The sequence below is a fragment of the Cohnella soli genome (genome assembly GCF_042655525.1).
In the GTDB taxonomy this organism is placed as follows: domain Bacteria; phylum Bacillota; class Bacilli; order Paenibacillales; family Paenibacillaceae; genus Cohnella; species Cohnella soli.
This window is the reverse complement of sequence record NZ_JBHSMI010000023.1, coordinates 207,821-231,166: the sequence shown is the minus strand read 5'-3', so window position 1 is coordinate 231,166 and position 23,346 is coordinate 207,821. Positions and strand designations below refer to the sequence as shown.

Sequence of the window (23,346 nt, the reverse complement as noted above, 5' to 3'; positions counted from 1 at the left end):
CACTTTTAGTCGTCCAATTCACATACCCAACCTCTGTTTGACTACCGTTTAATTGACTGCCGACCGTGCGATTGACCCCATCAATCGAGAAGGTGTCCGAAATGACCACTGGTAATGTTGGTTCCGGCAATGGAACCCGTACACCTCTAACGACGAAATTATCAATCCTTTGGACATTTACATCTCCCGAAGTAACCATAAATCCTGTATATTGGATATCCGGTGTAAAACTGCCGAGACTAAAATGATCGACTACTTGTTCATTGTTTACCCATGCTGTTACCGTTTTCAAAGATGAGTCATAGCTCACTTTCAATTTGTTCATTTGATTCGGAATGAAAGCTGTGGATGTTCCTTGTCCAATGGGAATAGCCGTCCCATTCGCATAAATTTCGTAAGCCCCATTGCCTCTGATATTCATCCAAATTTGGCCGTCATACCAAAATTCAGATTCTCCCTTATTAAACCCGATTGCCATGAACCCCGTTCCGTTGCTGTCCGGCCATAGATCCGCCTCTACACTCATTTGTGAATTCTGTTGTGGTTCAAAGGGCACATTTGCTTGAAGAGAGTCCGAAGCACTTGGCTTAATATACTGTTCTCCTGCTGTCTCTGCGAAAACATATGCATTAGGGTAAGCCCATTGACCACTTTTAGTCGTCCAATTCACATACCCAACCTCTGTTTGACTACCGTTTAATTGACTGCCGACCGTGCGATTGACCCCATCAATCGAGAAGGTGTCCGAGATGATCACGGGTAATGGATCAGACTCTTCTGCATAAGCCCTTGCTGCAACTGATTGTGGAACGACGGACATAATAACAAATAAGATAATACCCAATATCTTCATATATTTCACAGTATCACAACCCCTTCATTTTTTTGGGATCAAAAATACTTACACCAATTGTTTATTAGTCTACAAAGTCACACCAAAAATCGTTGGATGAAACCAGTCGATGCCTTGCGGTAAACGAGATCAGCAAGCAAAAACGCCTTCAGCGTCCTTCCGGCGCTGGAGAAGCTTTGCGGAGGTTATTCAGAAGTGGATAAGCGTGAAACTTATAAATTCTGAATAACAAAAAAAGCAAGGAAATGCCGTCCGGAACTGTTACGACCATATCCAAGTAAGCCGCAACGCCGAAGTCGCTTGCTCTATTGTCTGATTTGACGAATTTATCCTTTAACGCTGCCCAACACAATGCCTTTAACAAAGAAACGCTGCAGGAACGGATAGACGATCAGCACAGGCAGCGATGCTGCAAAGATTTGCGCCGCTTTCAATGTCTGTTCCGAAATTCGCGACAAAAGGACGGTGTCATTAGGAGACAGTTGTGTCATTTCACGTCCAATGATTACCGTTTGCAAATAGCTGCTAAGCGGATAATTGGATGGGCTATTCATCAGAATCAACCCATCGAACCAGGAATTCCAATGCCCCACAATACTGAACAACGTAAGCGTTGCTATCGCTGGCAGCGACATCGGTACGAACAGCCGAAATAGAACAGTTCCATGCCGGGCGCCATCGATAAACGCCGCTTCCTCCAGTTCTCGCGGCAAGCCGCGAAAAAAATTAAGCAGCACGATGGTGTTGAATACCGCAACAGCCCCCGGAAGGACAAGCGCCCAAATCGTATTAAGCATGTGAAATGTTCGTATAGTCATATACCAGGGAACGAGTCCGCCTGAAAATAAGATCGTCGCTACGAAAACCCAGGCATACACGGTTCGGAAGCGAAATTCGCTCTGCTCTTTGGACAACGGATACGCAGCAAGCACGGTCAATAGCATGCTAATGGTTACACCAAGCACAACCCGCTCCACAGAGACACCCATCGCTTTAATAAATTGGGCTTTGCCGAATACATAGCGATAGGACTCCCACGTCCAATCGATCGGCCAGAAGTTAACCTGACCGGCGGTGGCGGGGGCTGAGCCGGATAATGAAACCGCCAATACGTGGATCATGGGCAGAATGCATAAGATCGAGAGGACAATAAGAACGAGATAAATCAGCCAAATGCCGGCTCGTTCCATAGGTCGCTGTGCATATTTCATTGCGATAGCGCTCCTTCTAGAAAATCCGATAGTTTGCTAGCCGATAAGCAAGCCAATAAGATATGGAGATCATGATGAATGAGATGACCGACTTAAAAACGCCTACGGCAGTCGCCAGGCCATACTTGAATTCCACCAAGCCGGTACGATAAATGAGCGTATCGATAATATCACCGGTCTCGTAGACGGCCGTATTGTACAAGTTAAATACTTGATCAAAGCCTGCGTTGAGCACGTTGCCAAGACTTAAAGTCGTCAGGAGCACGATAATCGGGATGATCCCGGGAATCGTCACGTTTAATGTCTTTTTCCAACGGCCCGCGCCGTCTACTGTGGCAGATTCGTAAAGGGCCGGATTGATGCTCGTAATGGCGGCAAGATAGACAATTGTGCTGAATCCGAATTCCTTCCAGGCGTCGGAGAGCACAAGTATTATTCGAAACCAGCTATTGTCACCCAGAAAAAAGATCGGTGAAATATCGAATATGCGGGTCAAAAACGCGTTAACCAAGCCCTTCATTGACAAGAGATCGATCAATATTCCCGCCAGTATGACCCATGATAAAAAGTGGGGCAGATAAATAATCGTCTGAATCCCTGATTTCAACAGCTTGTGGCGCACTTCATTAAGCATGATGGAAACGATTAAAGGCAACAGAATCCCGACAATGATTTTCATCCCTGCAATAACGACGGTATTGATAAGAACTTGATTGAAGTTAGGCAGCATGAATAAATAGGTGAAGTTATCCCATCCGATCCATTTCGAACGCCATACGCCTAGACCCGCATTAAACTTCTGAAACGCAATGACAATTCCAGCCATCGGCAAGTAGCTGAACATCAACAACAGCACAAGCGAGGGCAGCAGCATGAGATGAAGAGGCCCTTCTTTCCTCCATTTGCGAGCTGGCATATACAGGCTCCTCCATTGCCAACATGAGTCGGCTTGCTCCATGGAAGCAACCGACTCATGATCAGGCATCTTGATTTACTTCATGGTTTGTTTCCATTCATTTACTTCTTTCGTAATCTGGTCTCCGCCAAGCTTTTTCCAATTTTCCACGAATTTATCAAAGTCGTCGATTGGCGCAGCATTCATAATGATCTTGGAGAACGTCTCCAGCTCAAGTTGGTCAAGCGTCGCTTGTTTATCCGTCATTGTCGGTGTCGGAACGCCGTAGAAACCGTTGTTTACATACAAGCCTTTCTTCATCAGGTCAAAATAAATTTTCCAAGCATCGGAGTATAGCGTCCAACCGTATAAGGAATTCTCGCCATCTCGCGCTTTCTTCGCGTTTTCAATCACAAGCTTGGCCGTTGCATCCGTCGCTAGAGACGGATCATTCGCATCCGTCGCATCAATGATTTGCTGGAATAACACATCCGTGGAATCATTGGAGAAGACGGGAGCAAATTTCCAGATTTGAATCGTTCCGTCTTTCGGATCGTACATGTATTTATCATAATTTTCTTTCGTCGCTCTATCGCCAACGGTGATATCGAAAGCCATATTCATCATCTTCACGATAACCTCAGGATGAGAATAGCCTTTGCGCACAACGTATTGTCCCAACGTCGGCGAATTCAGCGAGACCTTCGCCTGGCTGCCGTCCAATCTCATCAGCGGGAATGGTTTCCATTCCACTTCCGGGTGCTTAACCTTCGTTTGATGAATAAATTGTCCGAAGTAATGCGGTCCAATGGCGATTCCGGCCTTGTTGGCTACCAGCGTCTCAATCACTTTTCCAGCGTCCTTGACGATGAATTCCTTATCAATTAGTCCTTCCTTGTACAGATTTTGTAAAGCCTGCAGTGCTGTTTTTACTTCCGGTTGAATGCTGCCATAGACGAGATTTCCGGTTTTATCCGCTATCCAGGATTTCGGGAAAGCATCGAAAGAGTTAAACAAGCCGCGATTGCCGAGAGCGCTGCCTAAGAAATCTTTTTCGAATACAATTCCTGTCGTATCTGCTTTATGATTTCCGTCAGGATCGTTCTTGGTGAACGCTCGAGCGATGGCGAACACATCTTCAAGCGATTTTGGCTCCTGCAGGCCGAGCTTCTTCAGCCAATCGGTACGAATCCAGATCAAAGTGCTTGGCGCCCCGCCAATAGCTGAGGCCGCATCAGGAAGAGCATACAGCTTATCGCCGACCATTCCTGATTTCAGCGCGATGCCGTCGCCAATAGCGTGCTGCTTCTTCATTTCCTCCGAAGCGTATTTCTCGTACACCTCCGTTAAATCCGCCAAACTGTCCGATTCCAGGAGTTGCTTGAATTGCGCAGGAGAAACCTTCATCAGATCGGGCAATTCGCCGGAAGCGATGGACATGTTTAGTTTGCTGTCATACTGTCCGCTATCGACAGCCCACAGCACTTTTGTATCAATTCCGTACTCATCGCGTAATGTACGCGTCCATACATTGTCTTCATAAGTTTGACCTTCGGGAAGCTTCATATCTGCAGTGATTGCCCTAACCGTTGTTACCGTAATCGGCGGATCATACTTTGCACTCGGATCAGGCGTTGCTTCTCCGCTAGGCTCCGAAGATGCGGAAGATGGCGCACTGGAAGCGGCGCTTGATGAAGCGCCCGGTGAAGCGGAATTGTTGGATTTCGAACACGCTGTAAGCAAGATAGAACCTACAAATACAAAACACATTAGCAGCAATAAATTTCTTTTCATGCTCTTCCCCCTTAATGGAATCATAAATGGTTTTGTTTAACGATTTTTATTATAAGTTGACTGCAAATGGGCAACCACTTGCCATATTCCACTTTCTCTATCTTTTCTCCACTAACTTTCAGAACCGAATGTCGACGATCACCATCCCTCTGCCGGGCACATAGAGCCGAAAGCGGGATTGATCCGGAAATACCGGGATGCCCGGAAAGTCCGTCAGCACCTGAACCGAAGAGATCGTGCGGCCGATCTCGATCTGTGCCGTCTTGTAATTCATATGAAGGTTCCGCAGCAGAAGCCGCCACCGGTTCGGCTCCATCTCCAATACGGCGATCCGGATGTACTCCTGATTCCGCAGCGCCCTCGGAGCCCCTCCTTCATCTTCAGCGGTCCATCGGACGCAAGCTTCAAGCAGTTCTTCGGGCATGTGACGATACGTCAGGCTATGCAGCCAGGAAATCGCGTCATTCGGCGCTTCGCCCGCTTCCTCCTGTTTTCTTTCCGACCCTGCGCTTGCTGACCGCACCACCGGATTTCCGCCGCCGGTCCGTTCCGCTTGCGCCCAGAACATGTCTCCCGCTTCGCACTCGAGCTTCCACCCGGCTTCCTCCGCGATGCGGAGAATCCGATCGTCGCATGCACCGATGATCATCACCCGGCCGTTCCGATAGTCCAGCACTTCCTGCAGCTCGTCGTCGGGGAGCAGATGAACGTTCACGGCGACGATCGCTCCGCTCGTATTTTTCAGATGGCCGACATTAACCGTGCCGTGCAGAAGCGCGCCGCGTTCGATCAGTTCGTGGGCGAATTTGTGCGGATGCCACTCCCGCGTCCGGCCATACGTCTCCAGATTTCGGTGGAGCAGTCGGTCGGACCATACCAGACAGGCGCCCAATACGTTGCTTGGCTCGCCGCCAAAGCCGAGATCCCATCTCGAAGTCAGCCATTTCCAGCCGTCGCGGTCGATTCCGTCTCCCAGGCAGGCCATAAACCCCGAAGCGCAGCGCACGGCACCGTCCGACTGCCTCGAATAGACGTTAGAGAAGGAGAAAATATCCCGCTCCAGTACGGTCGGAGCATGCCGCAGCGAATCCCACTGCTCGTTCGTATCCTGAATCGCATTCAGGCAGATCAGCTTCGTGCCGGGCACGTAAGCTTTCAGAGTCATGACCATCGCCATGAATTCCGAGCCCGGCTCGTATTCCGTCTCGTCAGCGCCCGCCGACAGGGACGCCCCGACGGACTCCACGATGATCCCGTCGACGCCCGACTCCGCAATCCGGCGATAATCGACGCCGTATCGATGCAACGCCTCGAACGGATCCCGGGTCCAAGCTGAGTTAAATACGACCTTCTTGCCTTCCCGATGGAGCGCAGCTACGATTTTGTCCCAGAGGCTTCCCCAACGCTCCGCGTGAAAGCGTATCCATTCCATGCGTCTGTTTGTCCAGATCCAATCCGCCCGCTCCTTCATGCTTCCGGAATCCCCATCGCAATGAAGAGAAATTCCCGCGACCGTTTCCGTCCCCGCATGCCGGACGAATTGCTCAACCATATCGTCGGAATAATCGGATTCCGCGAGGCTTAAACGCGAGCTCGTATAACCGTCGGCGCCATGGAAACCATCGAAGCCAAATTCCCGCATCACCGTCATCAGATCGCGAAGGAACAAGTCTTCGTAGTAGGAGCCGTCCTTGAACCGCTTGAGCGGGTGAATGACTTGCAGCGGTTCCCCGCTGGCGCGCATCTCATAAAGTTCGGAATGCTCCGAGCACCATCGACTTGCCTGCGGCTTGCCTTCCAGCCGGTACAGGAACAAATTGAAAAAGCTGCAGTAGACGGCGACGCCATGCGACTGCAGCTCCTTGACGAGCCCCCTGAGCTGGAAGTTGGTCCAGGGCTGCCGGTCGTTTCGTTTGCCGAATGGACGGGCCGCATAAGAGCACATTTCGGGAGGCAGCGTCCATTCGAACTCCATTCCGGCATGACCATGCACGAAATCGGGGGTGAAGAACAGAAGAGAAACGGCTTCCGGTGCGAATCCCACCGTATCCAGGTATTCTGCCACGCCATAATCCGCCTGCGTATGATCGAATCCGATCAGCTCGATCCATATCCAGCTCTCATAGTTTTTCGTTGTTGTCCGCAATTCGTTTCCCTCGCTTTATGGGAAGCCCGCAAATGCGGGCTCCTTGAATAGTCCCATTATAAGGAGGGCAGTCGTCAGGCGAATACTTTCCGATGTCCACTTCCTCTATCTTCTATCCACCAGTTGCTTTAGACGGCCGCACCTAGTCGTTCATAGATACTCAATCTTTGTCGCCTCCATGGAGATCCCGATACTCTTGCGGGGTCATACCCGTCGCCTTGCGGAAATACCGATAAAAATACGGTTCCGACAGAAACCCGATCGCAGCGGACACCTCATAAATCTTCATCTGCGTGTCCTTCAGCATCTCCTGTGCCTTCTTCAGCTTCATGCCGCTAATATAGCTCGACAAGTCCTCTCCCGTCGCCTTCTTGTATAGCCGGGACAAATATTTCGAATTGTGGCCGATGACGTCCCCAATGGCCACAAGCGAAAGATCGTCTCCCAGATGTTCCCGGACGTAGCGTTGAACCTTCTGTACGACGACATTTTCCTCCTGTTCCATGCCGCCGCGGCTTTCCGCGAATATCGCTCCCGACAGCTCCTGCAAGTAGGCCATCGCCTCCTTCCAGGAAACGTGCGCGCCCAGCCCCGTCAGTCTGTCGATATCGAACAGCCGCTCGCGCTCCTCGCCCGACAGCCGGTTCAGCTGCGTCAGATACATGGGCACGAGCGAATAATAGATTTCCTGACGGATCGCCGGATCGCCCTCGTACCGGTCGCCGTCGCGGATCACCTCCGCCAGCGCGCCGTCGAACGCCTCCTTCTGTCCGTTCTGCAAATACAGCGTCATCAGGTCGATTCGGCTGCGAAGCTGTCCGGAGTTGAACGGCGCACGCGCGCTCCCGCTCGCCGCTTCCGACGAGCCCTCGTCATAGACCCACAGAAATTCCGAGCCCATGCCCAGCCCCCGCGACAGCAGCCGGTTGTATTCTTCATAGAGATCGGCGGACCGCTCCCATCGAACGGACGTCCTCTTCATAATAAAAGAAAGCGGCGTATCCAGCAGATCCCTGCACGTCATCTGAATCAGCTCGAGACAGCCCCCGATGTACTGCGGAATGTTCTCCCGCAGGCCGCCGATTTCGTCCGTTCCCGCCAGCTGCATCAGCCACATCGTTCGGGAACGGTCCAGCTCCACGGAAACCAGCCTGACCGAACTCGTCAAAATCTCCTGCGCGATATTTCGGATGCTGTAGATCAGCAGGCTGCGGTCGTAGATGCTGTGGAACCGTCCGAAATGATCGACCCGGACCATCGCCATCAGGACCGGAGCGTCCGCTGCGAGCGGTACGTTCAGTTCCGCGAACAGCTTCTCAAGCTTGGTGATAGCATGTTGATCCCCTTGCAGAATATGGCTTAGCAATTCTCTCTGCAGCGACGGAAGCGCCAGCTTCAGCTGTTTGTCCGCTTGGGCGACAAGCTCCTCCTTGCGGATCTCTTCCCCGATCTGCTCGATCGCTTTCTCCAGCGCCCGAACGACCGCGTCGTCCCCTTCCGCCTTCAGCACATAGTCGACACCCTGGTGGCGCATCGCCTCTTGGACATAATCGAAATCGTTGAACCCGGTCAGGAAAATGACCTTACACTTCGGCCACTGCCGGATGATCCGCTTCTGCAGCTCCAGTCCGTCCATCTCCGGCATGCCGATATCCGAGACGACGATGTCCATCCGATGCTTGCCGAGCAGCGCCAGCGCCTCTTCGGCGGATAACGCGCCATACACTTCCAGCGCCCAGTGTTCCTGCTGCGCCAGAAAGTCGACGAGCCCGTGAACGATCAGCGGCTCGTCATCCACGATCAATACGCGATGCATGCTTCATTCCTCCCCGATACGGAATTTTGACGGCGACGAGCAGCCCGCCCAGTTCGCTTCTGCCGAATTGCAGTCCGGCTTCGGATCCGGCCCCGTAGTATAGCTGCAAGCGTCGATGCACGTTCAGCAAGCCGGTGATTTCCTGACCGATCTCGTCGCCGCACAGCGAACGGTTTAACCCGCTTAGCGTCTCGTCGTCCAGATGATCGCCATTGTCCTCAATGACGATCATTACGCCTCCCCCGTCGTTTACGCCGCCCTCGATTTCTTCCGCCGCAATTCGCAGCCTGCCGCCGCGGACTTTTTTCTCCAGCCCATATTTGTAAGCGTTCTCAAGAATTGGTTGGATGATCATTCGCGGGACGCGAAGCTCCTTGTGGCAGGACGGAAACTCAGGCCACTCCACCTCGATCCGGTCGGCGAACCGGACTTTTTGTATTTCCGTGTAGATAACCGCGTGGTTCCACTCCTCTGCCAGCGTTACAGCGTCCGCGCCCGTGCGGGTCAGGAACAGAAAGTATTTGCCGAGAAAATCGGTAAAACGCGTCACATCTGGCAGGCCGTAAGACGACGCCATTCGATGCAGCACGAAAATCGTGTTGTACAGAAAATGGGGATTAATCTGCGACTGAAGCTGCTTGAGCTGCGCCTGCTGGGAATGGATGCGCTCCTCATACACTTCGCGGATCAGGACACGCAGCCGGCTAACCATCACGTTGAACTGCCCGAACAAATATTTGAATTCGTCGTGCTTGCCGTGGCTGAGCGCAATATTCAGATCGCCGTCCTCCACTTTCCGCAGCGCGCGCACCATCACCTGCAGCGGGCGATGGATGATTTTGTACATCCGGTACGAGAACACGATCACAATGACGACAGTCGCCGCCGACAGCAGCCAGAGCAGCAGATTGTACCGGTCCAGCATGCCGAAAATCCGGTTCTCCGGGACAGCGACCAGCAGCACCGTATTCAAATATTTCGAGCTCTGGTATGCGCCGAAGAACGGTTGCCCGTCCAGCTTCAAGCTCCCGAACCCGCTGTCGGAACGCCCCGCCCCCTCTTTGAGCAGGTTTTCCAGGCTTGCCGGTACGCCTTCGACCGTCGCCTGAGGATGTGAATTGGACAGCATCCACGAACGTTCGAGATTGGTCATATAGAATTTGCCGTCCTCTTTGGCGGTGACTTGCTGCAGCGTCGTCATCATCGCCTCTCTGGACAGCACGATTTTCATGTAAAAGTTCGTTCTCGCGCCGGAATGCGGAGGGTCATACAAAGCCAAGATCAACTCGCCGTTCCAAGGAATGATTCTCGGACTCCGGAGCGTGTTGGAATCGCGGATCATCTTCATCTCGGGCTCGCTCATCGGGTCCGAATAGGTCGAGACACGGATTGTTTTCTCGAGATTGGGGATGTACACCTGGATGTCCTTGATCAGGCGCGCGGAATCCTTGAACGAATTCAGCTTCTTTTTCAACCGGTTAACCGCCGTCAGTCTCTCATAATCGCTCAGCGTGATCGAGACCGTGCTCAGTTTCTGGAGATCCTCGTCGTTCAGAAAATCCGTCTTCATCTGTTCGATATGGTTGATCTCCGAATCGATCAACGCGGAGTAGGAGCCGATGCGCGATGCCATGGAGCCGGCGATCTCCTTCCGCAGAATGCCGCCGCTCGTATGGTTGATGATAAACACGAGCAAATAGAGAGGAATAATAAGCAGAAGAAATAGAACCACGATTCTAACGAAAATGTTCGGATACTTGAATGCTCTCACGCGCCCACCCCGCTGCCCACCCGAGTTGTTTTCAAAATTATAAGGGATCGTCCCACGGAACGCTACTGTCCGTTGACCATTTGGACTATCTTTTCGCCACTTGGCTGCAGCGGCGAGCGACAGGTGGACAAAAGATAGCTGATGACGAATATGGAAAGTGGTCGGGCCGCAGCTCCCTGCTTATAATTTTCGCTGAACAGGACTGAGTGTGAGACAAGGAGTGAGACATTTTGGAGAAGCTGAAAAACGGTAAAGTATTTATCTGGATGCAAATGTTGGGCTTCGAGCGCGAGGATGCAGACCGGGGCGCGGACAGATTTCTGAATCAGACAGGTTTTGTCCCGGACGGGGCTTGCGCGCTGCTGTTTCATCCGGATTTCGTGAACCAGCACCGGGGAATGGACGAAGAATACGAACTGCCCGCCGACAACTGCGCCTACTACGGCATTCCGCGCAACTCCGAACGGGAGCGGCAGCCTTGGACGAATCATGATTTACGAGACCTCGCGCGCAACCTGGCCGCTTCCGGTACCGGGATGTACGCGGGTATTATGGGCAGTACGATCGGTGACGCCTTTCACCGCGAATGGATTGCCGATCACCCGGAAATCTACAGCCATCGCCGAGGGGGCGGGCGGCACGGGCACTTTGCGCTCAAGCGGTTTGCCGATGGGACTTACTATGAGGACTTTTTCGTCGATCAGCTTTGCCGTACGCTGGTCGATTACGGCTTTAAGGGTGTCCATCTCTCAGACGGCTTCTGCCCGAACGGGAACATATTTCACGGCGACTACTCGACCGACCTGGTGACGCAGTTCGTCGACCATACCGGATTCGTCCTGCCCGATACGATTAAGGCGGGACTCGGCAACGACGAAGCCGAGACGGAAGACGCCCGCGGGGACTGGATTTGGCGGCATGCTCGCGCCGAATGGATCGAATTCCTGTGCTGGCGCTGGGAACGTTTCTTTGCGAAAATCTGCGCGCGCGTCCACGCTGTCGGCTGCGAAGTGATGGTGCTCGGCATGTACTGCACGGACCCGTTCGAGACGAAGTATTGCCTCGGCATGGATATGGCCCGGATCATGCGTGCCGGCGTCGATTACCTGACGGCGAACATTCTGCCGACGAGCGTCTTCATCTCTTCTCCGTGGGAGACACAGGATTACTTTTTTCACCGGTATATGGCGATCGCTCCGACGACGGCGGCGCATATTCGCGACGGTCATCTGATCTCCATGGCCGGCGTGCAGGATGCGACCGAAGAATGGGACGTGATGAAGCATGCACCCTGCCTGCACGAACGCGATCTGTATACGATGATGGCCTATCAGCTTGCGGAGAAAAACGGATCTAGGCGCGCTTTGGAAGGCTACTTCCTCTGCCTCGGCGACGGCATCCAGCGCGAAGACTGGAATTGGGAGCGCGAGCGTATGGAGATTGCTTTCTCCGCCGATGTCGAGCGCACGCTGTCTCCAGTTATGTTGTGGTCAGACTATGCGTACGAGCGCATGCTGAACGAGTATATCGACACCCGCCGCTGGACGCCGTTCAAGCTGTTCTACGAGTTGGCCAAGGCCGGCACTCATTGCGGCGCCTGCGTACGTTCGGAGGATCTGGACAGCTTCTCCGGCACGCTGCTCGTTCCCGATTTCGACATGCTGTCTCCCGAAGAGCAACGTATGATCGCAGCTTACGATCGCGGAACGGTCATCTGCACCGCGCTCGGCGGCTTCCGGCCGGAAGCCTACGGCATTAAGCCTGCCGTGTTGATCGCTGACCGCTTCAGCAACCGCCCGTTGACCGCTTTCGCCTTCGGCGGCTCCGCTTCGGCCTCGGTTTCGGATGAGCTCCTCGCGGCAGTCGAAGCGCTGCTCTCCGTCGACGACGGCGCGCCGAATTTGGAGGGTGAACCGGCCGATGTGGAGGACCACCCTTACACGCTAGTCGACACGCTTCGTTTCGCTAAGGTGACGACAGGATTCCGCGATGCAGTCGCGCTGCTGCTCCAGTCGCTGTCCGACTGCCCGTTGACGTGCGACACGCCATACATGGCTTTCCAACTGACCAACGGCGCATACCGGCTCTATCTATTCAACAAAACCGACTATCAGTACCGCCGCGCCTTCGTCACGATGAAACCGACCGTTGCGGACACGCGCGTCGTCTCAAGCTTCCCGATTCTGCCCGTCCGCTACAAAGACGAAGCGACCGGCGGACTAGTCCACCACTACACCGGCGAGATCTCCTCCAAGCAAAGCTTCGAGGTCAAGCTGCAGCCTGGCGGCGTCACGATTCTGGACGTCTTCCCAAGCGAATGATCGGCAGGTGATAGTTACGGAAGTTACGGATGCCGTTACGGCGGTGGGCGCGGATTTTGCGGTGACGGGATAAGAGGTTCTTAATATATAATTGTCTATGCTAATATACGGATTTACGAATATATTCGGGTGCAGCTAAGTGTATTTTCGGAAATTCGTTTCGGTGATTAATAACATCCAGGCGAGAACTATGTGCATTTCGCACACTTCGTTCTCGCCTGGACTCGCTTTACCCGAGAAATCGATCAAACTAACGCCCGCCATCTACTCCCCGCAAAGCTTCTCTTCCAGCGCCCGGCCCCACTGGACGTGGAAGCTCGGGTTCGGATGGTTGATGCCGTTGGACAGGAGCGCCACAATATCGACGCCTTCCCGAACCATCTGCTCCCACATGCCATACACGTCCAGCAAGGGAACGTTTAGCTTGGCAGCCAACTCGCGCACGGCGTTGGCGTACAGCTGCAGAATGCCGTCCTCGGCCAAGGAGACGAAATCGGGGATCAGCGGCTTGTGCGCCTCCGCGACTGCGTCGTTGTCCCTGTTCGTCATCATGCACGGCGTCATGAGCAGCAGCTCGGCGTCCGTCTCGCTCCGCACGCGCGCCACCAGATCGTCAAGCGCCTGCACGAAAGGCTGCAATCCGCCCTGGCGGCCGTGCGCATCGTTGTGGCCGAAGCAGATCGTGACGAGATCCGGCTTGTACATGAGCACATCGCGCTCCCAGCGGGATCGCGAGCCTTCCGCCTGATCGCCGTTTACGCCGGAGTTGATGACGTTAATGACGGTTTCCGGATAACGGCGTTCAAGGCCGCGCTTCAACACCTGGTGGTAAATATTCTCGTACTCCGACACGCCGATTGCCATACAACCCTGCGTGACGCTGTCGCCCATCGCGACATAGGTGACCGCGCGGGCCCTGACATCCCCGGCTCTCTCGCGCAGCCTTTCGTTAAAACGCGCAAACCCCATCGTCTTCGTCCTCCTTCTCTCTATTTCCAGTCTAGCACAATACCCAAGCAAAACTGCTTCTTGTCCGCAATCAGCTTCCACGCTTCATCTGCGCGCTCGACCGGATAACGGTGCGTTATCAACCGACCTGTCTCCAGCCAGCCTTCATGCACGCCCCGCAACGTCTCGTTCATTCGCTCGGGCGTCCAGCCGGATGGGCAATGCAGCGTAATTTCCTTTGCTCTCAATAGTTGAACATCGACAAATCCTTCGCTGCCGTAAAACCCAGCCGACACGATATGGCTATCGTGACGCATCAGCGGAAGCAACCCCATCACACTGTCCATATCCCCGACCGTATCGATGACGATAGACACGCCCTCCGGGGCAAACGCCCGAACGGCAGACGCGACGTCGGCCGCCTTCGTATTGCAACGGACAACCGCCTCGGGGAAACGCTCGAGCCGATCATCGTGCCGACCGAGCGCGATCACTTCCGCCCCGCGATGAAGCAACGTCTGTGCCGTCCAGTTAGCGACAAGGCCGTCGCCGAGCACAACCGCGCGATCGCCCGGTCCGGCTGGCGCCCGCATGCCGCAGTTGTACCCGACTTGCGTTAGCACAAGACCGGAGAAGTCTGCGGCAGGCAGCCCCTCCGGCAGCTTCCATATTTGATCGGCCGGCGTGACGGCCGGGCTGACGTGACCGCCGAACGAGTCGAACATCCCCTCCACCCGGCTAATGGTGGCGAAGACGCGGTCGCCCGGCTGCACATTCCGTACATTTGCGCCAACGCGGCTTACGATTCCCGTCTTCTGGTATCCTGCCACAATCGGAAACGGCCACGGCGCCCCCTCGACATACGGCGTATCGCCGGCGATCCGCTCACCGCGGAAAAACGACGACTCCGTCCCATTGCTAATCCAGGACACTTCCACATCAACAACGACGTCGTCCGGCCCCGGTTCAGGGATATCAATCTCCCGATATTCGGCCTTTAACCGGTCCGTAAACACAACCGCATGCCCCTTCATTCGCGGCCCCTCCTTCATCTTATTCAAAATCCCGTCCGGGATAAAAATAAACTTTGATCGCTTCCTGCGTTCTCAACTTCTCTACGGCTTCGGCGTAGCGGGTAAACGGAATTTGGTGCGTCTGGATACATGTCGTGTTCAGCCCTTTGTTCGCAACGGCGTCGAGCAGCAGCTCGCGGTCCCGCGGCCCGAATTCCCGATAACGGTACGACTCCAGCTTCAGGCCTGTGAACCACAGCCCCTCCTCGTACTGCACAGTGCCCTTCAACACGCCGAAAATAACAATGTGCCGATCGACGATGCGCAGCAAATTTTGCACGGACGGCGCTGCCCCTACGCAATCGTAACCGAGGTCGAACCGCCTGTCGCCAAGCTCCTCCGTAAGTGCCGCGTCCCCGATCCCCAATTCACGCACATGACGAACTCGTTCCGCATTAATGTCGATACCGACGACTTCCGAAGCGCCCCAGATTTTCGCCACCTGAATGGCCAACATCCCCGCCGGACCGAGCCCCGAGACAACCATCGACTTGCCGCGCAGATCGCCGAATTGGGACAAACCGATCATGACGCACTTCAGCAGTTCGAAAGATACCGCCTGCAGGAAAGAAACATTGTCGGGCAGCTTGATCAGCTCATGCTCCCTGTAATTCAAATACTGGGCATAAGCACCGTTGCCGCCGATATGCTCAAGCGCCGCAACCCGGTCGCCGACCCGAAGTCCCGTGACTCCGCTCCCGACCGCTCTGACGATCCCCGCAGCTTCGTGACCGGGCCAGCCCGGCGGCAGCGGATACTCCGGCGACTTCGCATAGTCGAACATATCTCTGCCTGCCATCATATTCATGTCCCATCTCGGACAAGTCGCCACCATTTCAATCTCCACAAGCACTTCGTGATCCCGAATGGCGGGAATCTCAGTCTCGATGATTTCCGCTTGTCCCGGGCCGGTAATGTGCAACGTTTTCATGCTCATCTGTAACCTCTCCTCACTGTTGTCGTTCTAGCTTTCATGCTACATGACGCGAGTCGTCTTGTATTTGCAGAGACTATACGAGTTGACGGATCCGGCCGATTCATAAATGCCCGCTGCTCTAGCTGTTTGAAGCACGATTTGCACAAAATCGACTTCAGAGATTGTAATCTGCCTACGGTAGGCGTAAATTCAACTTATAGTCGGAGTTGGCGAAGGAGGCGAACGGCGTGGAACTGCGTAAATACGATATTGTTCATCTGTCGGCAGAGGCGGAATTGGAAAGCGGCGGCATTCATCCTTGCTATGAAATTCTGTTCATCTCGAGCGGCAGCGCCCATCTGAGATGGATGGGTAAGGACTACCGCGTGCAAGCGCCCGCTCTGTTCCTGCTTGCGCCGAACACGCCGCATACGCTGATCAGCGAACGTTCGTCCCCATGCAGCTTTCTGTATTTGGAACTGGGCGTCGAGAGCGCCGCAGCCTTCCCTGGCCTGCCTCAACAGCGAGATTGGAACATGCTGCAAACGAGCGAAGAGCGTTTGAAACCAGGTCTTGCGTCGGTGTATACCACAGCGCACTCCTTGCTCGAGACGCTGTCACCACAGTCTCCTTTCGCAGCCGTAGCCGAACAGATCGCCCAATTGGATATCCGTAAAATTCTGCTGCTGATCGGCTGCTATTTCCTGCCCGCTTCCGAAGCAGATCGCCTTACCGGTTCCCGTCTGGAGCAACCTGAAGCCTCCGAACGTATCCGCACGCTCATGCGTAATCTGGAATCCACCTATTTCGAGCCGCATACCGTCAACCAACTGGCCGCCTCCGCCCATCTGGACGTTTCTTATTTCATCCGGCAGTTCCGAAGCATCACCGGCAAATCCCCGTTGAAGTATTTACAGGATTTGCGCATGAACGCCGCCGCCTGGTTTCTCTCGACAACGCAAAAACCCGTGCAGGAAATTGCTTCTGCAACGGGCTTCCAAAGCGTCCATTATTTCAGCCGACTGTTCAAGATGACTTACGGCGTGTCTCCTTCCGAATGGAGGAAGCGAGAGACCCGCGTTTAGCCCTGGATTTCTCCCAATTTGGGCCTCCTTCACAAATACGTCGATGAATATCGTAATCAAATTTCGTCTAAATAAATGAGAAGCAAAATGACGAGTATCAAAGATAGAAAGGGCGAGAGTTCATGCGTAGGATCATTCTATTCATTCACAGTACTTTGAATGGAGTTGTCACCGGCGACCCAAGCGAAGACAAAACCAACTGGGCGGTCTGGAGGAATAGCGCCGGCATCGAGGAAGGATCTCAGTATCTATTAAAAATTTTCGAGACAGCCGATACCCTTTTGCTTGGCCGCGGAACTTACGAAGACCTCTCTAGAAAGTGGCCGACTATGCGAGGGGCTAAACGGGACGATGGAGGTTCAAGTCTGGGTGATAAGATAAACAACGCCCACAAACTAGTTGTATCAAACGTCCGCCCGCTCGACCAGCTAAAATGGGGAGATTTTGAAGCTCCAAAACAATTGACCGGCAGCAATATAGAAGAGCAAATTAAGGACTTAAAAAGCGGTGACGGTGGCGACATTGTTATTTTCGGTAGTCCGACGCTCGTGCGATCACTTGCAAACGCAAACCTTATTGACGAATATCAGATCGTCATGCACCCGGTTGTGGTCAACGTAGGCGAGCATTTGTTTGACAATCTTAAGGAGCAGAAGGAATTCCATCTCGTGGACGTTAAAGCTCTTAAGGTCGGTTCCCTCTTGGTAACCTACAGACCCGCTAAAGCATAGTTCAACCGGGCAGACTTTCGTGCAAAAAAAAGAGCCAGCTATCTTTCGATAACTGCTCTTTTTTCTTGATTTATTTGCCCTGTGCCTTAACTTAATGACATTGCCGTTTGATGATCATTTTTTCACACGCTCCCTTTGATCTTCTTTTAAATTCGCGCTAAAATCGCGCTTTTTCAATTCTAATGACCGTCCAGTTACCGATTCATCGTAAGCGTCATCCGACGGGCTACCTCGTGCCTCGCTTTGTACGAGATTTCGTACAGACGCCTTCAGACAGACTACCTCGTGCACCACTTTGTACGAAATTTCGTATAAACACCTACAGTCGGGCTACCTTGTGCCTCGCTTTGTATGAAATTTCGTACAAACGCCTTCAGACAGGCTACCTCGTGCCTCGCTTTGTACGAGATTTCGTACAGACGCCTTCAGACAGACTACCTTGTGCATCGCTTTGTATGAAATTTAGTCCCCAGACCCAGCCCGGCCTGGCTCCTACGATGCTGCGGATTGAATAGTTAATGAGCGGCTGCAGCCCTCGCATCCATCTCCGCCTTCGGATCGAACTTCTCGCGGCGCATATATAAGGCTGCGGCCAGCGACAAGATTGCGGGGATCAATCCCCAAGCGAACACTTCGGAGATCGAGGAAGACAAGCCGTTCAGCACCGCATGCAGCGTGCTTTCCGGCATTGCCGCTCGCACCGCAGGGTTCAGCAGCGCATACGGATCGTTCAAGTTCAGGCCCGGAGGAACGGCTTTCGAACCGGAGCCGCCGAACGCCTTAGCCAAGTTGTCGGTCATCGCGTGGCTTTGGAAAATGCCGAAGATCGTAATGCCGACCATCATGCCGAACGAACGAAGGAAGTTCACCGTGGACGTCGCCGCACCGCGTTTGTTAGGTGCCAGGCTGTGAATTGCCGCATTCGTGAGCACCGAGAACGATGCGCCGATGCCAAGACCGACGAGTATCATCTCCAGCGTCACGACGACCCGGGACGTATCCGGCGTAATCGTCGTCAACAGCGCAATTCCAGCAATGAGCAGCACAAGCGTAGACACCATAATCGTTCTGTAGCTTAACTTGGTCATAAGCATGCCGCCCATCGTCGCCGTAACTACCGTTCCGAGCATCATCGGCAGCAGCACCAGGCCTGAATTCGTCGCCGTTCCGCCGAGCACGCCCTGAATGTAGATCGGGATATATACTGAAGCAGCGATGAAGGCCGCACCGCTTAACATGGCGACAACGCTGCTGGAAGCGTACAGACGGTCGCGGAACATGCTGAACGAAATGATCGGTTCGACAGCCCGCTTCTCCGCGAACAGGAACAACGTTCCGAACACCGCGAATCCAGCGAACAAACCGAGAATTTGGGCGGAGTTCCAAGCGTACATTTTGCCGCCGAGTTCGAGAGCGAAGATCAGGCTGACGACCGCTCCGACCAACGTTGCCGCACCGAGCCAATCGATGCGTTGTTTAGCATGGGACAAAGACTCTTTGTAGAACTTGGCAACCATCACTAACGCGACCAAACCGATCGGCAAGTTGATGTAGAAAATCCATTGCCAGCTTACATACTCCGCGATGTACGAACCAAGAAGCGGTCCGAAAATACTCGACAATCCGAACACCGCGCCGAACATGCCCATCAGCTTGCCTCTTTTTTCCGGAGAAACCGCGTCGAACAAAATCGTAAAGCTGATCGGCACGAGCGCACCGCCGCCGATGCCTTGAATCGCACGGTAAATACTGAGCTCAACGATGGAATTCGCAGTCCCGCACAGGATCGAGCCCAGCATAAACATGAGCATCCCGAATACGAAAAATCTTTTGCGACCGTACATATCCGACAGTTTGCCGAAGATCGGCATCCCCGCCATCTCCGCCACCATGTAAGCCGATGTCACCCACACGAACTTGTCGAGCCCGCCGAGCTCTCCGACGATCGTTCCCATCGCGGTCGACACGATCGTATTGTCCATGGAAGCCATCAGAATGGAAAGCAGCAATCCCGCGAGCACCCATCCCGCTTTCGTTACGTTGTTCGTCAATTTCCTCATCCTTTCGTCTCTCGCCTCATTTCTTGATTTCATTGTACGATTCGAACACTGACAACTGTCGGTCAGTGTTTACGCACGATTTCGAAAAAAATTTGATTCAATGGTTTACAATGCGATTTCTTCACCGTATACTATGAATGTAAGTAAGTACTTGCAAACAAGGCGGAGATACCGATGAGCGAGGATCGTAGCAAACGAACGACCGCTGACAAGTTGCTGCTTGCTGCGATCGACCTAATGGCGGAGAAGGGCTACGCAGCCACGACAACGAAAGAAATCGCGGCGGAAGCCGGCGTGAACGAAGTGACGTTGTTTCGTCATTACGGCACGAAGGAGAAGCTGGTCGCGGCGGCGTTCGCGCGCTTCCACTATGCGGATGCGATGACGAAGCTGTTCGGCGAATCGTTGCAAGGGAGCTTGCATGAGGACCTGCTTCTGATTAGCCGCACCTATCACAAAATCATGAATAGCAACCGAAAGTTGTTCATGATTATCCAGCGAGGCACCAGCCATCTGCCGGATGAGGTGTACCAGGAAGCGAGACGGCACCCGAAGCACCTGAGGATGCTGCTCGCGAACTATTTGACCGGGATGGCCGAGCGCGGTTTGGTTATTCCTCCCGGGAAGCAAGAGATTCAAGCCAGAGCTTATCTGGAAATGAATCACGGCGTCTTCCGCAATCATCTCGAGGAAGCGGAATTGGCCGATTTTATCGAGGAGAGCGTACGGATTTTCGCTAGGGCTTTAACCCCCTAGCTTTTTTTACCCGCAAAATGCAAGTATGCACTTGCACACAATTCGATATCGAAAAAGGAGAAGGTTAACGATGAACAAAGGTCCGGTTCTCATGCGTCTTATGATGTTTACGGTGATGATTTCTTCGATGAGCGCACTGATGTTTAATATCGTCCTCCCGCAGATTAGCCAGGAATTCGGAATGACGCTGGCGCAGACGAGTTGGCTGACAACCGCTTATACGCTGATCTACGCGTTCGGCACCGTCACCTACGGAAAGCTCGCGGACCGATTCCAATTGAAAACCCTCATCACGTTCGGGCTAACGCTGTTCGCCGCGGGATCGCTTGTCGGTCTCGTCTCGCATACGTTCTGGCTTGCTCTCGCCGGAAGATGCATGCAATCCGCAGGTGCCGCAGCTCTCCCCGCTCTCGCTCTGCTCATTCCGGTGCGCTACTTCTCTCCGGAACAACGCGGTTCGGCCGTTAGTATGACCGCTGTCGGACTCGCGCTAGGCGGCGCCTTGGGACCGGTCGTTGCGGCCATTATATCCAGCGTAGCCGACTGGCGATGGTTGTTCCTCCCGTCGCTGCTCATATTGGTGCTATTGCCTGTGTTCCGCCGCAACCTCGCGAACGAGCCGAAAGGACCCGCGTCGAAGTTCGACTGGCTCGGCGGTGCTTTGCTTGCCGCTTCGATCTCCGCCATTCTGCTGGCGGTCACGAAGCTGGAATGGACGTACGGGATCACGGGGGCCATCTCGCTCCTCTTATTCGTTGCACGCGTCCGGTCGGTCAAACCCGAAGAAGCTTTCATTCAGCCTCGATTATTTCGGAACAAGCCTTACACGATCTTGCTCGCACTCATCTTTCTTGTCGGCTGCATCATCACTTCGCTGTATTTTATGACGCCGATCTTGCTGTCCAATGTGTATCATCTGGAGTCCGGCCAAATCGGATTCGCGCTAGTTCCCGCCGCTATCGTGTCCGCTATCGTCGGCAGGCAAGGCGGCAAGCTCGCGGACCGCAAAGGCTCATCTTACGTATTTACGGTTGCCGCCTGCAGTCTGATCGCTTTCTTCCTGCTGCTCTCCATCTTCGTCGGCATTCCCCCGCTCTGGATCTCATTGTTCCTTATCTTGGGCAATGTCGGCCAATCTTTCGTTCAAATCTCGATGTCGAGCGCCGTCTCCAGAACGTTGTCGAAGGAGCAAGCCGGAGTGGGCATGGGACTCTTCTCCATGATGAACTTCATCTCCCAAGGGCTTGCGGCCAGCATATACGGCATTCTTGCTTCACAAAGCTCATCCGTGAACTGGAACCCTCTGAACTCGCACCCCGAAGGTTATGCTTTCAGCAATCTGTACCTCGTGCTTGCGCTGTTGCTTGTCGTTATTTTGATCTTTTACCGCGTGCGGTTCGGGAAAGCTCAGGCGGTTCTCGTCCCTGCGGCCGTTGCTGCCAAGTAACTGGGTCGCAGTGAGGCTTCATACTTTCCGGCATAAAAAACTACGGCGTCACCCTTCACAGACAAGCGAAAACCCTTCCCCTGGTCGTGCATCGATAGCGTCTGTTAGTTCGCTATTGATGGGCTGGCAGCCTGGTTGTACGTCGATAGCGTCTGTCGGTACGCTATTGGTGGGCAAGCAGCCTAGTCTTACGTCGATAGCGTCTGTCGGTGCGCTATTGGTGGGCAGGCTGCCTGGTCGTACGTCGATAGCGTCTGTCAGTGTGCTATCGGCATGACGGTGGGGGCAGCGGGGTTAGGTTTGACGATGGGTTAATAACTGGGGGCTAGTATCAGACGTTTGTTTGTTGATCGTGCAATAGCAGCAAAAACGGCGGCCCGGAACGCATCCCTGCGTCCCTGACTGCCGTTTCTACAAATACCCTACAGTTTCTCGATCCAGCCGAACGGATCTTCGATCAAGCCGCGTTGCAGACCGGTCATGAACTCGTATACGCGAGCCGATAGTTCGCCTGTTTTGCCACCGTTCAGCGTCAGCTTGTCGCCCTGCCAATTCAGCTCGCCGATCGGGGAGATGACGGCCGCCGTTCCGGTACCGAACGCCTCTTTTAGCTGACCGCCGCGGTAAGCGTCCACGAGTTCGTCGATCGAGATCGTCCGCTCTTCCACTTCGATTTTCCAATGCTTAAGCAATCGAATGACCGAATCCCGCGTTACACCGTCGAGGATGCTGCCGTTCAGCGCAGGGGTGATCACTTTATCACCGACTTTGAAGAAGACGTTCATGCTGCCGACTTCTTCGATATATTTGCGATGAACGCCGTCCAGCCACAGCACCTGGGAGTAACCTTTCTCCGTCGCTTCCTGCTGCGCCTTCAGTCCCGCCGCGTAGTTGCCGCCCGTTTTCGCATTGCCGATGCCGCCGGTTACCGCGCGAACGTATTCGGATTCCACGAAAATGTTGACCGGATTAATGCCTTCGGCGTAATAGGAACCGACGGGAGACAGGATGATCATGAACTTGTATTGTTCGGACGGCTGCACGCCAAGCGTCGGCTGCGTCGAAATCACGAACGGACGGATGTAGAGAGATGTGCCTTGCTCGTCGGGAATCCAGTCCTTGTCGACCAAGATAAGCTGCTTCAAAGCCTCGATGACAAGCCCTTCGTCGATATGCGGAATGCTCAGACGCGCGCTCGAACGATTCAGCCGCTGAAGATTTTTGTACGGACGGAACAACAAAATGGAATTTTCCGGCGTTTTGTACGCTTTCATCCCTTCGAATACCGTCTGCCCATAGTGGAACACTTTGGCCGCAGGATCGAGGGCGATCGGCTGATAAGGTACGATACGCGGGTCGTGCCATCCTTTGCCGGCATCGTAATCGAGAATGAACATATGGTCGGTAAAATATTTCCCGAATCCAAGCTTGTCGTTATCCGGCTTGTTCTTGGGGGCGTTCGTCAATTCCACGGTGATTTTACTGAGGGGCATTCGGTCATCTTCTCCTTGCCGTATCGGTAA

General features: G+C 53.8%; 17 protein-coding genes. 5 read left to right on the top strand and 12 right to left on the bottom strand.

Features of this window, described 5'->3' with window-relative positions; genetic code table 11:
* The 7 genes from ACFPOF_RS11680 to ACFPOF_RS11650 form a co-directional block, all read right to left on the bottom strand.
* Positions 1–862, bottom strand: an 862-nt coding sequence (locus tag ACFPOF_RS11680; RefSeq protein ID WP_378132698.1) for a hypothetical protein, incomplete at its 3' end; no start/stop codon positions are given.
* A 317-nt stretch (positions 863–1,179) separates the two neighbouring features.
* Positions 1,180–2,064: a carbohydrate ABC transporter permease gene (locus ACFPOF_RS11675; RefSeq protein WP_378132696.1), complete on the bottom strand. Its 885-nt coding sequence runs from the start codon at positions 2,062–2,064 to the stop codon at positions 1,180–1,182.
* Positions 2,065–2,080: 16 nt separating this feature from the next.
* Entirely contained in the window at positions 2,081–2,980 is a 900-nt protein-coding gene (locus tag ACFPOF_RS11670; RefSeq protein ID WP_378132694.1) for an ABC transporter permease, read from the bottom strand.
* Positions 2,981–3,055: 75 nt separating this feature from the next.
* Positions 3,056–4,753 (bottom strand): extracellular solute-binding protein, encoded by a 1,698-nt coding sequence (locus ACFPOF_RS11665; RefSeq protein ID WP_378132692.1) that lies wholly within the window; start codon positions 4,751–4,753, stop codon positions 3,056–3,058.
* 118 nt (positions 4,754–4,871) lie between these two features.
* Complete coding sequence (locus tag ACFPOF_RS11660; RefSeq protein ID WP_378132690.1) at positions 4,872–6,899, bottom strand: hypothetical protein; 2,028 nt, start codon at positions 6,897–6,899, stop codon at positions 4,872–4,874.
* Between the two features lie 160 nt (positions 6,900–7,059).
* Positions 7,060–8,715, bottom strand: a complete 1,656-nt coding sequence (locus ACFPOF_RS11655; RefSeq protein ID WP_378132688.1) for a response regulator transcription factor — start codon at positions 8,713–8,715, stop codon at positions 7,060–7,062.
* Entirely contained in the window at positions 8,690–10,486 is a 1,797-nt protein-coding gene (locus tag ACFPOF_RS11650; RefSeq protein ID WP_378132686.1) for a sensor histidine kinase, read from the bottom strand. The genes ACFPOF_RS11655 and ACFPOF_RS11650 overlap by 26 nt, the downstream gene beginning before the upstream one ends.
* A gap of 230 nt (positions 10,487–10,716) precedes the next feature.
* Here ACFPOF_RS11650 and ACFPOF_RS11645 point away from each other — a divergent pair, with 230 nt between their 5' ends.
* Positions 10,717–12,807: a hypothetical protein gene (locus ACFPOF_RS11645; RefSeq protein WP_378132684.1), complete on the top strand. Its 2,091-nt coding sequence runs from the start codon at positions 10,717–10,719 to the stop codon at positions 12,805–12,807.
* Between the two features lie 264 nt (positions 12,808–13,071).
* Here the strand turns inward: ACFPOF_RS11645 and ACFPOF_RS11640 are convergent, their stop codons facing one another.
* From ACFPOF_RS11640 to ACFPOF_RS11630, 3 genes are read right to left on the bottom strand one after another with little or no spacing between them, the layout of a single operon-like run.
* Entirely contained in the window at positions 13,072–13,827 is a 756-nt protein-coding gene (locus ACFPOF_RS11640) for an SGNH/GDSL hydrolase family protein (protein WP_378132682.1), read from the bottom strand.
* On the bottom strand, positions 13,797–14,789 hold the full coding sequence (locus tag ACFPOF_RS11635; protein ID WP_378132680.1) for a zinc-binding dehydrogenase: 993 nt from the start codon (positions 14,787–14,789) through the stop codon (positions 13,797–13,799). The genes ACFPOF_RS11640 and ACFPOF_RS11635 overlap by 31 nt, the downstream gene beginning before the upstream one ends.
* A gap of 19 nt (positions 14,790–14,808) precedes the next feature.
* Positions 14,809–15,765, bottom strand: coding sequence for a zinc-dependent alcohol dehydrogenase (locus ACFPOF_RS11630; protein ID WP_378132678.1), 957 nt, complete (start codon positions 15,763–15,765; stop codon positions 14,809–14,811).
* Between the two features lie 227 nt (positions 15,766–15,992).
* Here ACFPOF_RS11630 and ACFPOF_RS11625 point away from each other — a divergent pair, with 227 nt between their 5' ends.
* Complete coding sequence (locus tag ACFPOF_RS11625) at positions 15,993–16,829, top strand: AraC family transcriptional regulator (protein WP_378132676.1); 837 nt, start codon at positions 15,993–15,995, stop codon at positions 16,827–16,829.
* Positions 16,830–16,951: 122 nt separating this feature from the next.
* Positions 16,952–17,560: a dihydrofolate reductase family protein gene (locus tag ACFPOF_RS11620; protein WP_378132674.1), complete on the top strand. Its 609-nt coding sequence runs from the start codon at positions 16,952–16,954 to the stop codon at positions 17,558–17,560.
* Between the two features lie 515 nt (positions 17,561–18,075).
* On the opposite strand, the gene ACFPOF_RS11615 is transcribed toward ACFPOF_RS11620, so the two are convergent.
* The gene (locus ACFPOF_RS11615) at positions 18,076–19,620 is read right to left on the bottom strand and encodes an MDR family MFS transporter (RefSeq protein ID WP_378132672.1); all 1,545 of its coding nucleotides are present in this window, start codon (positions 19,618–19,620) and stop codon (positions 18,076–18,078) included.
* Positions 19,621–19,794: 174 nt separating this feature from the next.
* Here ACFPOF_RS11615 and ACFPOF_RS11610 point away from each other — a divergent pair, with 174 nt between their 5' ends.
* Together ACFPOF_RS11610 and ACFPOF_RS11605 are read left to right on the top strand one after the other, a co-directional pair.
* The gene (locus ACFPOF_RS11610) at positions 19,795–20,376 is read left to right on the top strand and encodes a TetR/AcrR family transcriptional regulator (protein ID WP_378132670.1); all 582 of its coding nucleotides are present in this window, start codon (positions 19,795–19,797) and stop codon (positions 20,374–20,376) included.
* Positions 20,377–20,446: 70 nt separating this feature from the next.
* Positions 20,447–21,823, top strand: coding sequence for an MFS transporter (locus tag ACFPOF_RS11605; RefSeq protein ID WP_378132668.1), 1,377 nt, complete (start codon positions 20,447–20,449; stop codon positions 21,821–21,823).
* Between the two features lie 422 nt (positions 21,824–22,245).
* On the opposite strand, the gene ACFPOF_RS11600 is transcribed toward ACFPOF_RS11605, so the two are convergent.
* Positions 22,246–23,316, bottom strand: a complete 1,071-nt coding sequence (locus ACFPOF_RS11600; protein WP_378132666.1) for a branched-chain amino acid aminotransferase — start codon at positions 23,314–23,316, stop codon at positions 22,246–22,248.
* Between the last annotated feature and the right edge of the window lie 30 nt (positions 23,317–23,346).

Bases quoted from the DNA above. Each gene is read 5' to 3' on its own strand.
- ACFPOF_RS11605 (WP_378132668.1), top strand. From the start codon at position 20,447: ATGAACAAAGGTCCGGTTCTCATGCGTCTTATGATGTTTACGGTGATG.
- ACFPOF_RS11675 (WP_378132696.1), bottom strand. From the start codon at position 2,064: ATGAAATATGCACAGCGACCTATGGAACGAGCCGGCATTTGGCTGATT.
- ACFPOF_RS11655 (WP_378132688.1), bottom strand. From the start codon at position 8,715: ATGCATCGCGTATTGATCGTGGATGACGAGCCGCTGATCGTTCACGGG.
- ACFPOF_RS11615 (WP_378132672.1), bottom strand. From the start codon at position 19,620: ATGAGGAAATTGACGAACAACGTAACGAAAGCGGGATGGGTGCTCGCG.
- ACFPOF_RS11665 (WP_378132692.1), bottom strand. From the start codon at position 4,753: ATGAAAAGAAATTTATTGCTGCTAATGTGTTTTGTATTTGTAGGTTCT.
- ACFPOF_RS11635 (WP_378132680.1), bottom strand. From the start codon at position 14,789: ATGAAGGGGCATGCGGTTGTGTTTACGGACCGGTTAAAGGCCGAATAT.
- ACFPOF_RS11610 (WP_378132670.1), top strand. From the start codon at position 19,795: ATGAGCGAGGATCGTAGCAAACGAACGACCGCTGACAAGTTGCTGCTT.
- ACFPOF_RS11620 (WP_378132674.1), top strand. From the start codon at position 16,952: ATGCGTAGGATCATTCTATTCATTCACAGTACTTTGAATGGAGTTGTC.
- ACFPOF_RS11670 (WP_378132694.1), bottom strand. From the start codon at position 2,980: ATGCCAGCTCGCAAATGGAGGAAAGAAGGGCCTCTTCATCTCATGCTG.
- ACFPOF_RS11630 (WP_378132678.1), bottom strand. From the start codon at position 15,765: ATGAGCATGAAAACGTTGCACATTACCGGCCCGGGACAAGCGGAAATC.
- ACFPOF_RS11600 (WP_378132666.1), bottom strand. From the start codon at position 23,316: ATGCCCCTCAGTAAAATCACCGTGGAATTGACGAACGCCCCCAAGAAC.